This is a genomic window from Bradyrhizobium sp. IC3195, from assembly GCF_020193585.1.
GTDB classification, from domain to species: Bacteria; Pseudomonadota; Alphaproteobacteria; order Rhizobiales; family Xanthobacteraceae; genus Bradyrhizobium; species Bradyrhizobium yuanmingense.
The window spans coordinates 15,902-29,838 of sequence record NZ_JADYVG010000034.1 but is presented as its reverse complement, the minus strand read 5'-3'; the positions used below and the strand labels follow the sequence as shown (position 1 = coordinate 29,838).

The 13,937-nt window shown below is 63.4% G+C and carries 16 protein-coding genes; 8 read left to right on the top strand and 8 right to left on the bottom strand.

Annotated elements, in window-relative coordinates:
• Nucleotides 1-5: 5 nt before the first annotated feature.
• The 3 genes from I6F09_RS35385 to I6F09_RS35375 are packed head-to-tail and all read left to right on the top strand — an operon-like array spanning nucleotide 6 to nucleotide 1,827.
• Nucleotides 6-683 (top strand): hypothetical protein, encoded by a 678-nt coding sequence (locus I6F09_RS35385; RefSeq protein ID WP_036022119.1) that lies wholly within the window; start codon nucleotides 6-8, stop codon nucleotides 681-683.
• Nucleotides 680-1,096, top strand: coding sequence for a phage holin family protein (locus I6F09_RS35380; RefSeq protein WP_036022122.1), 417 nt, complete (start codon nucleotides 680-682; stop codon nucleotides 1,094-1,096). Before I6F09_RS35385 ends, I6F09_RS35380 begins: the two co-directional genes overlap by 4 nt.
• Nucleotides 1,093-1,827: a hypothetical protein gene (locus tag I6F09_RS35375; protein WP_225190097.1), complete on the top strand. Its 735-nt coding sequence runs from the start codon at nucleotides 1,093-1,095 to the stop codon at nucleotides 1,825-1,827. The genes I6F09_RS35380 and I6F09_RS35375 overlap by 4 nt, the downstream gene beginning before the upstream one ends.
• A gap of 84 nt (nucleotides 1,828-1,911) precedes the next feature.
• On the opposite strand, the gene I6F09_RS35370 is transcribed toward I6F09_RS35375, so the two are convergent.
• The 3 genes from I6F09_RS35370 to I6F09_RS35360 form a co-directional block, all read right to left on the bottom strand.
• Nucleotides 1,912-2,391: a DUF2269 domain-containing protein gene (locus I6F09_RS35370; protein WP_225126236.1), complete on the bottom strand. Its 480-nt coding sequence runs from the start codon at nucleotides 2,389-2,391 to the stop codon at nucleotides 1,912-1,914.
• Entirely contained in the window at nucleotides 2,391-3,665 is a 1,275-nt protein-coding gene (locus I6F09_RS35365; RefSeq protein WP_225139229.1) for an SDR family oxidoreductase, read from the bottom strand. Before I6F09_RS35365 ends, I6F09_RS35370 begins: the two co-directional genes overlap by 1 nt.
• Nucleotides 3,666-3,822: 157 nt before the next feature.
• Nucleotides 3,823-4,728, bottom strand: coding sequence for a LysR family transcriptional regulator (locus tag I6F09_RS35360; protein WP_225114793.1), 906 nt, complete (start codon nucleotides 4,726-4,728; stop codon nucleotides 3,823-3,825).
• Nucleotides 4,729-4,829: 101 nt separating this feature from the next.
• On the opposite strand from I6F09_RS35360, the gene I6F09_RS35355 reads away from it, so the two are divergent.
• Both I6F09_RS35355 and I6F09_RS35350 read left to right on the top strand, forming a co-directional pair.
• Nucleotides 4,830-5,096 carry a hypothetical protein gene (locus I6F09_RS35355; RefSeq protein ID WP_225190096.1) on the top strand — a complete coding sequence of 89 codons (267 nt, stop codon included), beginning with the start codon at nucleotides 4,830-4,832 and terminating at the stop codon, nucleotides 5,094-5,096.
• A gap of 195 nt (nucleotides 5,097-5,291) precedes the next feature.
• Nucleotides 5,292-6,068, top strand: coding sequence for a LuxR C-terminal-related transcriptional regulator (locus I6F09_RS35350; protein ID WP_225190095.1), 777 nt, complete (start codon nucleotides 5,292-5,294; stop codon nucleotides 6,066-6,068).
• Nucleotides 6,069-6,376: 308 nt separating this feature from the next.
• Here I6F09_RS35350 and I6F09_RS35345 read toward each other — a convergent pair whose 3' ends face one another.
• The 5 genes from I6F09_RS35345 to I6F09_RS35325 all read right to left on the bottom strand — a co-directional run bounded on the left by I6F09_RS35345 (nucleotide 6,377) and on the right by I6F09_RS35325 (nucleotide 9,801).
• The gene (locus I6F09_RS35345; RefSeq protein ID WP_074447710.1) at nucleotides 6,377-7,279 is read right to left on the bottom strand and encodes a tetratricopeptide repeat protein; all 903 of its coding nucleotides are present in this window, start codon (nucleotides 7,277-7,279) and stop codon (nucleotides 6,377-6,379) included.
• Between the two features lie 31 nt (nucleotides 7,280-7,310).
• Nucleotides 7,311-7,634 (bottom strand): hypothetical protein, encoded by a 324-nt coding sequence (locus I6F09_RS35340; RefSeq protein ID WP_225126228.1) that lies wholly within the window; start codon nucleotides 7,632-7,634, stop codon nucleotides 7,311-7,313.
• Entirely contained in the window at nucleotides 7,631-8,272 is a 642-nt protein-coding gene (locus I6F09_RS35335; RefSeq protein WP_225190094.1) for a hypothetical protein, read from the bottom strand. The genes I6F09_RS35340 and I6F09_RS35335 overlap by 4 nt, the downstream gene beginning before the upstream one ends.
• An 85-nt stretch (nucleotides 8,273-8,357) precedes the next feature.
• The gene (locus I6F09_RS35330; protein WP_050995847.1) at nucleotides 8,358-8,561 is read right to left on the bottom strand and encodes a hypothetical protein; all 204 of its coding nucleotides are present in this window, start codon (nucleotides 8,559-8,561) and stop codon (nucleotides 8,358-8,360) included.
• Nucleotides 8,562-8,688: 127 nt separating this feature from the next.
• Entirely contained in the window at nucleotides 8,689-9,801 is a 1,113-nt protein-coding gene (locus I6F09_RS35325; protein ID WP_036022142.1) for a helix-turn-helix transcriptional regulator, read from the bottom strand.
• 655 nt (nucleotides 9,802-10,456) lie between these two features.
• Here I6F09_RS35325 and I6F09_RS35320 point away from each other — a divergent pair.
• The 3 genes from I6F09_RS35320 (at nucleotide 10,457) to I6F09_RS35310 (ending at nucleotide 13,936) form a co-directional block, all read left to right on the top strand.
• Nucleotides 10,457-11,623 (top strand): cytochrome P450, encoded by a 1,167-nt coding sequence (locus tag I6F09_RS35320; protein ID WP_225190093.1) that lies wholly within the window; start codon nucleotides 10,457-10,459, stop codon nucleotides 11,621-11,623.
• 370 nt (nucleotides 11,624-11,993) lie between these two features.
• Nucleotides 11,994-12,944 carry a sulfonate ABC transporter substrate-binding protein gene (locus I6F09_RS35315; protein WP_225190092.1) on the top strand — a complete coding sequence of 317 codons (951 nt, stop codon included), beginning with the start codon at nucleotides 11,994-11,996 and terminating at the stop codon, nucleotides 12,942-12,944.
• 38 nt (nucleotides 12,945-12,982) lie between these two features.
• Nucleotides 12,983-13,936: a sulfonate ABC transporter substrate-binding protein gene (locus I6F09_RS35310; protein WP_035999020.1), complete on the top strand. Its 954-nt coding sequence runs from the start codon at nucleotides 12,983-12,985 to the stop codon at nucleotides 13,934-13,936.
• Nucleotide 13,937: the final 1 nt, after the last annotated feature.

The following is a 13,937-nucleotide window of genomic DNA, read 5'->3' as shown; positions in this document are numbered from 1 at the left end:
CCATCATGAGCGATTTGGACCCGCAGAACGTGAAGCAGTTCACAAAGAACCAGGACAAGGGCACCGCGAAGGACATGAAAGAGCAGATCGGCGATGCCGGAGCGGAGATGAAGCAGCGCGCCGGCGATGCGTTCCGGGCATCGGCCGACGTCGCGCGAGACAAGTTCGGCGAGGCCGCGGATGCAGCAAAGGGCGTCGCGGACGGAACCATGGACCAGATTCAGAGCCAGGCGCGCGAACAGCAGCGATCGGGCGCCGATTTCGTCGAGCGCCTCGCGGCCAACATCCGCGAGGCCGGACGGGCTTTCGAGAGCGACGTACCGTTCGCCGCACGCGGCATCGGTTCGGCGGCGGACTATGTCGAGGATGCCGCCCAGAAGATTCGGGACGGAAGCTTCCGAGATCTTGTCGCAGGCGCGACCGATTTCGCCAAACGTCAGCCGGCCGCCTTTCTTGGCATATCGGTGCTGGCTGGCTTCGCGGCCGTTCGCTTCCTGAAGGCATCGGGCGGACAGTCGTCATCCCAAGGGCAGCGCAACACCCCCGGCAGCACGTCGGGGAGCGGGCAAACGTCGGGCGGGAGACCGTTTTCGGCGGGAGAGCAAAACTGGAATCGGGAGTCCGGGACCCGTAACCCCCATACGCAACAATCCTCATCCTTCCAGGGCAGCACGTTACCATGAGCATCGAGCGCGATATCAAAACCAGCAAAAGCGAGTTCAGGGAAATCTCGACGCTGCTCGGCGATGCCATGTCGCAGTTCGCCAAGCTGTTCCAGAACGAGATCGACCTGGCAAAGGCAGAAGTTGGCGAGAAGCTCCAGAAGATCGGCGGCGCCGTCGGCTTGATCGTAGGCGGCGCCGTTCTGGTGATCCCGGCCATCGTCATGGCCTTGTTTGCCCTCTCGGCCGCATTGATCTCCGCAGGATGGTCGCAGCCACTGTCATATCTGACATCGGCAGTCATCGCTGCGGCCATCGCCGCCGCGCTGGTGGCCATGGGCATGAACCGGCTTGATATGCGTCAGCTGGCTCCCCGCGAAACGATCGGCCAGCTGGAAAAAGACAAGGACACCGTGAAGGGAATGGTGCGATGACCAGCACGAAAACCGGCTTTATCGACAATCTGGTAACGGCCGCCAGGGACAATCCGCTCGCCGCAGCCCTCATCGGAGGCGGCGCGCTATGGCTGTTGGCCGGAGACCAGAGGCTGAAGACTGTGGCGCGTTCCGCTGCCGAGGCCGTCGAACCTGTTGCCGATATTGGGACGAGTGGTTTCAGGTCGGCAGCATCCGCGATCAAGCGGACCGTCGCGCCGCCGACCGCCCCCGAAATGGACAACGACGGCTCGCAAGGGGTCGGGGAGACCCTGCGTGGCGCGACCGCCGCCGCTTCCGATACTATGTCGCAGGCCGCCGAGGGCGTCCGGGATCGTTTCGACGAGGGCGTCGCCTTCGCGCAGGAGCAATTCAGCAAGCTGGGCAATGCGCTTCCGAACAAGGACACCATGGCGAGTGCGAAGTCGTCACTGGCGGACATGCTGGAGCGGCAACCGCTCGTGCTAGGGGTCGTGGGCATCGCAATTGGTGCGGCCGTGGCGGGCGCGTTCCGCGCCTCCGAGATTGAGAACCAGTATATCGGAGACGTCAGCGACGACGTGAAGGCTGACCTGAACCGGCGCGCCGGTGCGGTCTCGCAGGCCCTGCGTGAAGCCTCGGACACGGTTGTCTCGGAAATCAGCGATACCGGCGCCGAAATTGTGGACCGGGTCAAGCAGGCCGGGATGGACGCCGCGGCAGCTGCCCGCGCCGAGGTGAAGGCTCCGTAGTGAGGCGACGGAGAGCGGGGTGCGCTGGCCACGCGCCTCGCTCTGGTTGGGTGATCAGGCAGGTGGGTTGTCCTGAAGGCGAACCTAATCCCAGTATGGAATGGCCGGACGGGCGATCATCAGCCAGAAGATCATCAGCACGGCCGCGAAAGCCGGAAAGCCGAACGCGAACCACCACCAGAAGAGACGGTGATAGCGGGCGGGCAGCTTGCCGTTGCTCGCGACCGCCGCAACGGCGAGATCGCGCATCTGCATCTGCATCCACACCACCGGCAGCCAGAAGGCGCCGATCACGAGATACAGTGCAATCGACGCCGCCACCCAGCCGTCGCCGAGGGAATACCCGCTCGACCAGGCGAGCCATGTCCCGGTGATCGGCTGCAGGATCACGGCACTCGCCGTGAACAGGAAGTCGGCCAGCACCACCGTGCGCGCGACGCCCGCGATCTCGCGCGGGTCGCCGCGCAGATGTGCCACCAGCATGAAGAAGGCGATGCCGGCCCCGGTGCCGAGCAGCACGGCAGCGCCGATGATGTGCGCCATCTTCACGAGGAAGTAGAGCATCAGCGATCCTCCCGGATCGCCATGGCGACCAGGTTGAGCATGATCACCGGCCAGATCTTCAGCATCGGTCCGAGCGGATCGGCCCACAGCCGCGGCACCAGGACGGTGCCGATCACGGCATAGGTGAGCGAGATGATCAGTGCCGCCCAGAGTCCGTAGCGGCTCAGAGGCCGCCAGAGAATGGCGATGCCGATGACGATGTCGGCGAGCGCGCCGGCGGTGACGACGAGCGCCGCGACGTTTCTTTGCAGCCCGCCTTCAAGCAGCAACGACATGCCGATGTCCCAGCCCGCGCTCAGCGAGATGATGCCTGTGGCGATCCAGAACGCGCCGAAGACGCCGAAGATCAGCGGCTTGAGCGCATACAGCTGTGCAAACCAGCGTTCCTGCACCGACGCAGGCTCGCGTGCGAGCGCGGTTTCGAGATCGCGCGGTGGAGTGCCGGTCAATCGACGCCAGGGCTCGGGATCGCCGGTCGCGCCGCGGCGCATTTCCGCCTGTGCCGTCGTGTTGATGGGCGTTGGCCATCCCAGCATCTGCGCAACGTCGCCCGCACGATAGGCAATTGAAGCCGCCCAGCGCGGCAGCTGCAGGCGATAGGCCGGGCGCCAGCGCAGCCAGGCGCGAAACAGCGCGACCGCATCGCTGAAGGCGATCCGCCGCGGGCCGGCCAGATCGACCGCGACCCGTGAAGGCGCGCCGGGCTGCAGGAAGAACAGCACGGTCTCAACGACGTCGTCGAGATGCACCGGTTGAATCGCCGCCGTGTCGGGCATGACCGGCAGAACCGGCAGCGCCGCCAGCCCGCGCAGCAGCGCGCTGCCACCATAGGCGGGCCGGCCGACCACGACAGAAGGCCGCAGCACCACCCAATCGAGCTCCCGCGCCATCAAGGCGGCTTCGCCCTCGCGCTTGGTGCGGGAAAAATCGCTGAGCGCATCGACATTGCTGCCGATTGCCGAGAACAGGATGACCCTGCGGACCCCGGCGGTCTCGCAGGCCGCATAGAGTGCCGCGCTGCCGGCGACATGAACGCCTTGCATGTCCTGTCCCTGCAGCGCACCCGCTGCATTGATCACGGCATCGACGCCGGCGAGAAGGCCCTTCCATTTCGACACATCGGTGGTCCGGGCGACGTCGAGCGCGACGTGGCGAGGATCGTGCGCCGCCGCGGGATGACGCGACACCAAGATGCAGTCATGTCCTTCGGCGGACAGCCTGGCGTGGATCGCCGATCCGATAAGTCCTGTAGCCCCGACGAGAAGGATGCGCATCGACTGATCCTTCGATGAGCGGCCTGGGCAACGCCCTGATCAAGCCTTGAAGATATGGACCAATAAAGCGGGGCTGCAATCGTTCCTCGCGGGGGAACTGATGGGTTTGGCTGCAGGCAGAGAACCGGACACCCCGCCCCGCGCAGCTCCCTTGAAGTCAATGACGGATGATCGAAAGGGTACGGAGCGACGCAGCGGCGTGATCCGCGAATGCCCTCACAGCCGGTGCGGTGCGCCGGGAACCGGGAATCACGACTTGAACCGGTACGGCCGGCGGCTCATAGGCCGGAAGAAGACGCACGAGCTTGCCTGACGAAATCTCGGCTTCGACCTGATAGGATAACAGTCGAGCGATGCCTTGGCCCGATGTCACGGCGGCAATGACCGTGTCGAGATCTGTCGTCATGAGGCGCGGCATCATGCGAACCGTGTGCAAGCGACCTCGATTCTGAAAACGCAGTTCGGTCGGCCCCGCAAATCCGGAAAAGAACACGACATCGTGCTTCGGTATGTCTCGCGGATGTCGAAGCTCAGGTTGCCTGCGCAAGTAGGAAGGGCTGGCGACCAGGACGCGACGGACCGACCCCACTGATCTGACGACGAGGCGCGAGTCGCGCGGCTGACCTATCCTGACCGCAACATCGATGCCTTCACTGATCAGGTCGAGCGATCTTTCGCCCATGACGAGCTCGATACGGATCGCCGGATGAGCGTCAAGGAAGCTCGATACGATCGGAGCGACATGACGGCGTCCGAAGATGGTGGGAGCGGCTATTCGCAGGATACCGTGCAGCGGAGCCCCCTCCGTCTCGACAAGCCTGCTCATGACGGTCGAGTAGCCGTTGACCAGCTCGCGGGCGCGCTCAGCAAAGTGGCGTCCGGCATCCGTCGGTGCAAGGCGGCGGGTTGTTCGCTCCACCAATCGTCTTCCGACCCTTTCCTCGAGGGCCGCAAGCGCGCGAGTGACCGCGGGAGGCGAACGCTTCAATCGCTTTGCTGCGCCTACCAGACTTCCAACCTCAACTATCGCGACGAATGTCGCAAGTTCATCGAGCCTGTCCATCGGATCATTCCCCGAAATGGAATTGTGACTTTCAGCATTAATTCTAGTGCAATTCAGGAGGTCGTAATAGCCTTCGAATGCGGTCGGCAGCGGAGGCGATCATGATCGCGGCAGCGCGAGAGGCCATAAAGGCTGATAACGCAGACGCAGCGCTCGCGTTTTTCAACGAGCATCAGTGCCCCGCCTTTGTTTCGCAACACGTTTCGAAAGGTGCCCTCATGCCCGCAGCATTGGAATTTCTGTTGTGGTGTGTCGCGCTCGCAACGTGGCTGATGCTTCTCTGCGGGCTCGTGAGTGAGCGCTTGAAGCGGCTCTCAAAGCTTTTCAGTCATCTGCGCGAGATTGCTTTCAGGCACAGGGTGAAGTGACTCGGTGGGGCCATCGGATCAGCCTCATCTGAGAAAATCGCGACGATGCCGTCTCGAAGGGGGAGGCGCAGCGTGAGACCCGCCAATGGTGTCTGCAACAGCCGAGCGGCCCTGGGCGGCGGTGCTCGTGAGCGCTTCCGGTAAGATTCCGTTGCTGCTATCCTCTCGCAAAAGAGCGTCTTGCGGAGGAATACGGTGCGACCCAACGGGACAACCTTTCATCCGTCGGCCGGCGATGTCACGCCCGCGGTGCTCGCCATCGGCCGCTCCGATTTTCCCGATGTGCTCATCGACACGCTGCGCCGGCAGGCCGATGTCGGCCATTGCATGGTGTTCGCGCTGAGCCGGGCCGGCGCGGCAAGCTGCCTGCTCGATGCCGGCAACATCTCGATCGGCGCCGATCTCGGCGCCGCCTATGCCGGCCAGTTCCACGAAACGGATCCCAACCGCGATGCGCTGTTCGAAGGCGAGGGCGGCGCGCCGATCATGCTGCCTCGCTTCGCGCCGCGCATGTACGGCGCGCGCTATCGCAAGATCTTCTTCCAGGATTCCGGCATCGTCGACAAATGTGCGACCGCGATCTGGACCGGTGACACCTGCTTCTACGTCAACTTCTATCGGATCGCCGCGCAGGGCCGCTTCAGCGCCGCCCAGCGCGAGCGGCTCGGGGCGATCGCACCGGCGATCGCAGCCAGCGTCGCCCGCCATTTCCAGGAGAAGCCGACGTCCGATCTTGCGTCCCTGTTCGCGACGCGCAAGCCGCTCTCCGCGCTCACCCTGCGCGAGCAGGAGGTCTGCCGCCATATCCTCGGAGGCTTCAGCTCGGAGGCGATTTCGCAGGCGCTCGGCATCAGCCTGCATTCGATCCTGACCTACCGCAAGCGCGCCTATGAGCGGCTCGGCATCTCCTCGCAGAGCGAATTATTCGGAATTGTGCTGCGCCTGCTGACGGGTCCGCGCGGCCTGAACTAGGGGCTCCAAGTCCGCGATGTCTGTGTCCATCCAACTTTAGTTGAAGCATTTGGCCTATCATCCGATGCGGTTGCGGCACGTAGGGCCGATCCGAGGATGAGAACATGCCAGACTGGCTTCTTGCACCTATCTGCCTGGTCGCCTTGCTGGGAGTCATTGGCTACGCCTTTTACCAGGGCATGAGGGTCCCGCCGGATCGAAACAATACGAACTTTGGACCCGGCCAGAATGATGGTTGGTCCGGCGGCTCTGACGGCCATTCCGGAAGTTAGCAACGTCGGCGCGGCCGAACGTCCGACGAACCCGAGCTAACCCGACGATCGCTTCTCGACAGCCGCCGCGATTTTCTCCAGGGCGGCGTTTGTGTGCCGCAAGTCGACCAGCTGCTGTTCGCACATCTCGATGATCGTTCGTCCAGACCGCCATCCGAACGACCGTGCGCCCCCTCGGCAACAAAGCCAGATCAGCGCTGCCAGAAAGACGCCGGCAGCGAGCCAGGATAGCGCCTGCTTCCGGTCGACGTCCGCGAAGGCCTGGCGGAGGTCGCCCTTGCGCAGGTACGCAATCGCGCGGCTGCCGTAGGCGGCATAGTCGTGGGCATATTCGGGATCAACTGCGATCACCCGGTTGTAGTCGGCAATGGCACGGTCAAAATCGCCTTTGGCAAAATAGGCGTTGCCCCGGGCCATGAGAGCGAAGCTATTGTTCGCATTCAGCTGGATGGTGGCGGTATAGTCGGCAATGGCGCGGTCGTTGTCCCCTTTCCTTTGATAGGCGTAGCCGCGCTCGCCGTATCCGACCCGCTTTCCATGGTCTGACAGGCCGGCTTCGAATGCCTGGTCGACGTCCGCTATTGCCCGGTCGTGGTCGTGCCGTTGGTTGTAGATGTGCGACCGGTTGAGCAGTGAGCCGCCAGCTTTCGGGTTTACCCGGATCGCCGCGGTGAAATCTTCCAGGGCGCGGTCATCGCGATCGGCGAAGCTTGTCCATGGCCAGGAACAGCCACGCGCATGATACAAACTTGACAGGTCTTCGCCGTTGTAGTCTCCGCTCTGGATCGCGCGTGTGCAGGCAGCGATGATCTCGGCAGAGGCTTCCTTCGTCCGTTCCAAACAGACTTGTCGATCGTCGGCAGCCGCTGGCCGGCTGACGACGGCGGCTGCGAGTGCCAGAACAACTAGCAGGATGTCGGCGGCAATGCCCGAGCGCATGACTTCGTCCCCGCGATGCCCGGTGTTCGCGCTAACCAGGAGACGGCTTTTCCAGAGCGGTCGCGATCCTCTCCAGCAATGCATTGGTTCGCCTGTTTTCCGCGACCTGCTGCTCGTATAGATCGACCCAGCTCGCCCCGGATGATGAGCGCCGGATCGTGCGCGAGTACCATAGCCAGGCGCCCACCAGCACCAGGAACGGCAACCAAGACACGATCAGATTAAAGACCCAGGATGAACCACCGCTTCCGCCTGGTGTGTTGGCGAACGCAAAGAAAACGACGAGAGCTCCGACGAGACTGACCCACAAGGCAATCAACAGAAGTCGAGATCGAAGCTTGGTCATTTCAGTCACGGCAGTTCCCTTTGGTCGGCTGACAAGGCCGATACTATCATGAGTTGATTTCTCCTCCATGCTCTCGCGCGTGCGGTCGTTGCAACGTGGTTAGCCGTTTCTTTGCTGGACGCCTTGGCCATCATGACGCCCACCGTCACGAGGGCACACCGTGAAATTCGTTGCAATTGTCCGGATTGAGCCGGAAGCCGTCGTTGCCTTTCGCTCAGGACGTTCGCGCGGGGTCCCTCAGCGGAAATTAACGTTGCGTCGCCATCATGCTCGACATGCATTCCAAACGGCGTCGTCAAGTGCCCTATCTGGTTCACACCAACAGAGAGCTCGGCCTGATGCTCCGGGGCACCAAGCCCCTCGCATATTTCATGGATATCGTCGGCCAGGAGCCGGACATCTGTATTCGGTAGTGGCGCATGTTCGACCGGCATGTCGCTGAAGGCCGCCTGACGAAGCGCGAGCTGATCGAGCCATGTCCTGGGGCGCCGCAGCTCGAATATCGGATGCTGTTCTACACATTGCCCGGTCACAAGTGGCGGATTGACGCCATGCTTGCGCTGCTGAACGAGCCCGGAGCCTGGTCCGATGATCGAGAACGGTGCTTCGGCGAATTGCTCGGTTACGAGACCTGGCAGATCGACCATTGGCTGACGCATGGTCGCTCGCCGACCGACGCTTAGCTTGCTGTCCCGCACACTGGCAACCCTGCAGCGCTCGAGGAGCTCCTTGCTATGCGGAAAGTCGGGAACGATAGGGCGCGGTGAGCAGCAGCATGAACAGCGCTCTCTCGGCCTGGTACTTTGCTGCGGGTCGACTGGCTTCCCGGCCCTGCATCACCACCGCGCCTTGAATGGTGCAGACGCTCCAGCTCCATGTCCTGCGCCTGCGCTGCGCCAGGGTCACTTCGAAAATCGGAAATTCCGGTCCCGCCATCGCCGCCGCTTCTCGCCAGACATCCAATTTGGGCGGAGTTGAACCCGGAGCGCCGGCCTGTGTCTTCACCCATTTGGGTGAAGCGAAGCTTGTCCCTGCCGACGCACGCCACCGGACAAGTCCGGCGTCAATCTCTCAGCGGTAATTTGGGGATCGCGCCGAAGAGGGCAGCTGCGCTCTTCTGGTTTCGCGTTCCCGTCTTGGCGAGGACGGCCTTGACCTGCGTGCGGATGGTTTCGCGGCTGAGCCCGTGATGCGCGGCGATGTCGCCGATCGTCTGTCCTTGCGCGATTCCGCGCGCAACGCGCGCCTCGCTCGGGGTGAGGTCGAACAGGCCGCGAATGAGGGCGAGGCTCGGGGCCTGTGAGGCGGTGACCGGCGTCGCGATGAGGAGGCCAACCGCTCCATCGAAGAGATCGCGGGCCTCGCCCGGCATCGAAACCAGATGAAGCACCACCCGATCGAGATCGCTGGCGCGACGCGCGGCGAAGGAGCACACGGCCTTGTCCGGCGCATCGAGTTGGGCGAGGCCGGCGCGCAGCAGGGTGTCGGCGGCGCGGTCCTTGATCGCGATCCGGTCCTTCGGCAACCATTGCAGAAGGTCGGTCATGGCTTCGATCAAGGCGTTGGCGGTCAGAACCCGCCCGGAGCGCGTGATCGCGAGGGCCGGCAAGCCGACCAGCGACAGCGCCTCGGTTGCCGCCCGCATCCGGGTGAGGCGCCAGCGTGTCGACAGCAAAGCCGCCCGCGCGAGATGGGGGCGAAAGCGGTCGAGAAAATCGAGATCCTGCCGCGAAAAGGCGGGGCGGCCGGCCAGTCTTTCCATGTGGAAGACGATGATCTCACCGGACGGGCTGCGGACCGCCGTCGCGCAGGCGTGTTCGAAGCCCCACTTCTTGTTCCATTCCACCCGATATGGATCGCGCTCCCATTCCTCCGGCGAAAATGCCTCGTGCTCGCCGACGAAGCCGGGGTGATCAAGCGCCAGGAGTCGCGGGGTCGTCTCCGTCCGGCTGGAGAGGTCGCCACGCAGGAACGCCGAGAAAGCCTCGCGGATCGACGGCGACGTCACGACACCATTCCAGACACCGGACCACTGATCGGAGTCCGAGGTGATCATGACCATGCCATGCGCGCCCGCGGCATGAGCGATGTTCTCCAGGACATCAGGCCAGAGCTCCGGAACGGTCGCTGCCTCGTGGATGCGGTCCACGATCTGCTCGAAGTCGATGCCCGTCATTGCTGCGCTGGACCCATCAGATTCGACTGATCTTTCAGACGCGCGGCGTGCATTTCTGCAGCAGCCTTCGTGCTTCGCCCGCCCAAGGCCCTTGATACCAATCCGCTTCGGCGGAACCAATTGCTACTATTTCCCAAGCCGGCCCGGATGGACGGCTAGCAGAAATCATGTCCATATATCAACTATTTGACAGGTCAGAGGTTGTCCCGGCGGCTTTCAAGGTCGGTCTGATCCCGTAAGCCGGGGGCAGCGCTGAATGGACCACGGTTCTCGGCGCATCAACCTATCGGCGTTCGCGGGTAGAGGAGGCGAGCATGATCCTCATATGGCTTGGAGTGCTCCTTGTTTTCGGCGGCCTATTCCAAATGGCGTTTCAGCCCATTTGGCGAGGTCGATTCAGTGGTGGGAAGTGGCTTCGCTCCGGGCGTGACACGCTGGAGCCTGAAAGGCCCGGTAGCGGCTTCGGCGTCAAATCGAACTGGCCTGGACTTGTGATGGTCGCGCTTGGCGGCGCTTTCTTGCTGGCCGGAGCTGCCATCTGAGTTGAAAGCGGATAAAGGCAGCTTTTGGCCCGCCTGTCCCAATCCATGGGGACAGACGGCGGCAACTGAAAGGCGCTAGCCTTGGTATCGAGGAGACGACAAGGGAGCGAAGCTTGAGCACCGCGCCGCGCATCGAGATCGACCCGGCTGCCTTCTGGGCCGACCCCTATCCGATGCTCGCCAAGATGCGGAAGGAGGCGCCGATCGCCTTCGTGCCGCAGCTCGGCTCGACGCTGCTGACGAGCCGCGACGACATCTCGATCTCGGAGAAGCAGATCGACGTGTTCTCCTCGCACCAGCCCGCCGGCCTGATGAACCGGCTGATGGGCCACAACATGATGCGCAAGGATGGCGAGGCGCATCTCGTCGAGCGCCGGGCGATGTTTCCGACGGTCTCACCGAAGACGGTGAAGGGCTACTGGACCGCACAGTTCCAGTCCCATGCGGATCGCATCATCGCTTCGCTTGAACCGGGCCGGATCGATCTGATGCACGACTTCGCGCTGCCGTTCTCCGGCGAATGCCTGAAGTCGATCACCGGCCTCACCAATATCGGCTTTCAGGACATGGACGCGTGGTCGCAAGGCATGATCGAAGGCATCGCCAATTATGCAGGCGACCCTGAGGTCGAGGCGCGCTGTCATGCGGCAACCGCGGGCATCGACGCCGCGATCGACGACATCCTGCCGGTGATGCGCAAGCATCCCGACCAGAGCATTTTGGGCGTGCTGCTCGCCTCGGACATGGCGATGGAGAGCGTGCGCGCCAACGTCAAGCTCGCCATCTCCGGCGGCCAGAACGAGCCGCGCAAGGCGATCGCCGGCACGGTCTGGGCGCTGCTGACCCATCCCGACCAGCTCGATCTGGTCCTGCGCGGCGAGGTGTCGTGGCTGCAGGCCTTCGAGGAATATGCCCGCTGGATCTCGCCGATCGGCATGTCGCCGCGCCGCATCGCAAAACCCTGGACCATTCGCGATGTGTCGTTCGAGCTCGACGAACGCGTATTCCTGATGTTCGGCTCCGCCAACCGCGACGAAAAGCATTTCGAGCGCGCCGATCAGTTCGACGTGCGGCGCGACACCTCCAAGAGCGTCGCCTTCGGCGCCGGCCCGCATTTCTGCGCCGGCGCCTTCGCCTCGCGCGCCATGATCGCCGACGTCGCGCTGCCGACATTGTTCGCGCGCGCCTCGCGCATCGAGCTTGCCGAGGACGAAGAGGTGCGGATCGGCGGCTGGGCCTTCCGCGGACTGCAGAATCTGCCGGTGAGGTGGGAGCAATAGGCCGGTAAGGAGCCTCTCCCCCAAGGCTGCAATCGTGCCATTCTGCCGCTGTTTTGCCCGACAGGTCAAACAAATTTCGGATAATTCGTAAGTCGTTGATCTTGCACGTCTCGTCTACTGTGCATGGGGTTGTTTTCGCGTTTTATGTTTCGCGCCAAAGACCGCCCGACCAAATCCGTGGAGCTCTCACATTCGCGTGCAGAAAAATTCCATCCTCATTCGCTTCGCCGCTTGAAAGATTAGTCACGCGCGCGGCATGCAGCGCAGTGCTCGCATCGCTATTTTCCCGGACGTCTCGACACTTCCGATGACGCGCACCATCATTCGGCAAACGTGAATGATGACGGCCGCACGCGGCCGGGAGTGTGGAATGCAGCGTCGAGACTTTCTGAAACTTTCGGTTGGAACTGCGGCCGCCGCCGCGTTCGCATCGCCTGCGATCGCGCAAGGGGCGGTGAAGGAAATTCGTATCGGCTACCAGAAGACCGGCGTGCTGGTCATCACGCGCCAGCAGGCTGCCCTGGAAAGACATTTCGCAGCCTCAGGCATCGAGGTGAAGTGGATCGAGTTCTCCTCGGGCCCGCCGATGATGGAGGCGATGAACGTCGGCAGCGTCGATTTCGGCGCGGTCGGAGATTCCCCGCCTGTGTTCGCCCAGGCCGCGGGCGCGGCGATCGTCTACGCCGCCGGTCAGCCCATCACCAACGGCCAGGGCATCCTGGTGCCCAAGGATTCGCCGATCCGCGACATCACCCATCTCAAGGGCAAGCGCATCGGCTTCACCAAGGGCTCCAGCGCCCACAACGTCGTAGTGCAGACGCTGGAGAAGGCCGGCCTCACCTATGCCGACATCACACCGGTCTACCTGACGCCGCCGGATGCCGGCCCCGCCTTCGCCAATGGCAGCATCGAGGCCTGGGCGATCTGGGATCCCTATTTCGCCATCGGCGAGACCAAGCAGAACGGCCGCATCCTGATCAATGCGCGCGAGGTCACCAAGACCAATTCCTTCTACATCGCCAACCGCGAGTTCGCGAAGAACCATGCGGCGATCCTGCAGCAGATCGTCGACGTGACGACCGCGGCCGGCCAATGGGCCGAGCAGCACCGCGACGAGGTCGCAAGATCGCTCGCCGCGATCACCGGCGTTCCCTTGGATATCCAGACCGTCGCCGCCAATCGCGCGAACTTCGTGGTCGGCCCCGTCACCGACGAGATCATCGCGACGCAGCAGGGCGTCGCCGACCGCTTCTACAAGCTCGGCCTGATCCCGAAGCCGATCGTCATTCGCGACATCGTCTGGCGCAACCCGGCAGCCTGACCGTGCCGACAACTCTTCCCGTTCAAAAAGGTCTGAACATGAAGCGCATCGTTCAACGCGTGATCGCAGCCATCGTGCTGTCGATCGGCATCGTCGCGGCCGCCGTCGGCACCTCCTACGGTCAGGATAAGGTGGTCCGCATCGGCTACCAGAAGTACGGCAAGCTGGTGCTGCTCAAGAGCAAGGGCACGCTGGAGCCGAAGCTCGCCGCTGACGGCTACAAGGTGGTGTGGACCGAATTTCCGTCCGGTCCGCCGCTGCTCGAAGCGCTTAACGTCGGCGCGATCGATTTCGGCAACACCGGCGAAGCTCCGCCGATCTTCGCGCAGGCCGCCGGCGCGCCGATCCAGTATGTGGCCTACGAGCCGCCGGCGCCGAAGGGCGAGGCGATCCTGGTCCCGAAGGAAAGTCCGCTGAAATCCGTTGCCGACCTCAAGGGCAAGAAGGTCGCGCTCAACAAGGGCTCCAACGTCCACTATCTCCTCGTCAAGGCGCTTGAGAAAGCCGGCGTCAAATACTCGGAGATCGAGACCGTGTTCCTGGCACCAGCCGACGCGCGGGCCGCCTTCGAACGCGGCGCAGTCGATGCCTGGGTGATCTGGGATCCGTTCCAGGCCGCGGCGGAAGCGGCCACCGGCGCACGCACGCTGGCCGATGGCAGCGGCATCGTGGCCAACTACCAGTTCTACTTCGCCTCCAAGAAATTCCTCGAAGCCAACCCGAAGATCGTCGATGCCGTGCTCGCCGAACTCAGCGCGGTCGATGATTGGGCCAAGGGCGACATCCGCGCCGTAGCCGAGCAGCTGGCTCCCTCGATCGGTCTCCCGGTCCCCGTGGTCGAGGTGGCCCTGAAGCGCCAGTCCTACGGCATCAAGCCGATCACCGATGCCGTCATCGCCGACCAGCAGCAGGTGGCCGACGCGTTCTTCGCGCTCGGCCTGATCCCCAAATCCATCAAGATTTCCGACGTGGCGCGGAAGCCGGGAACGTGAG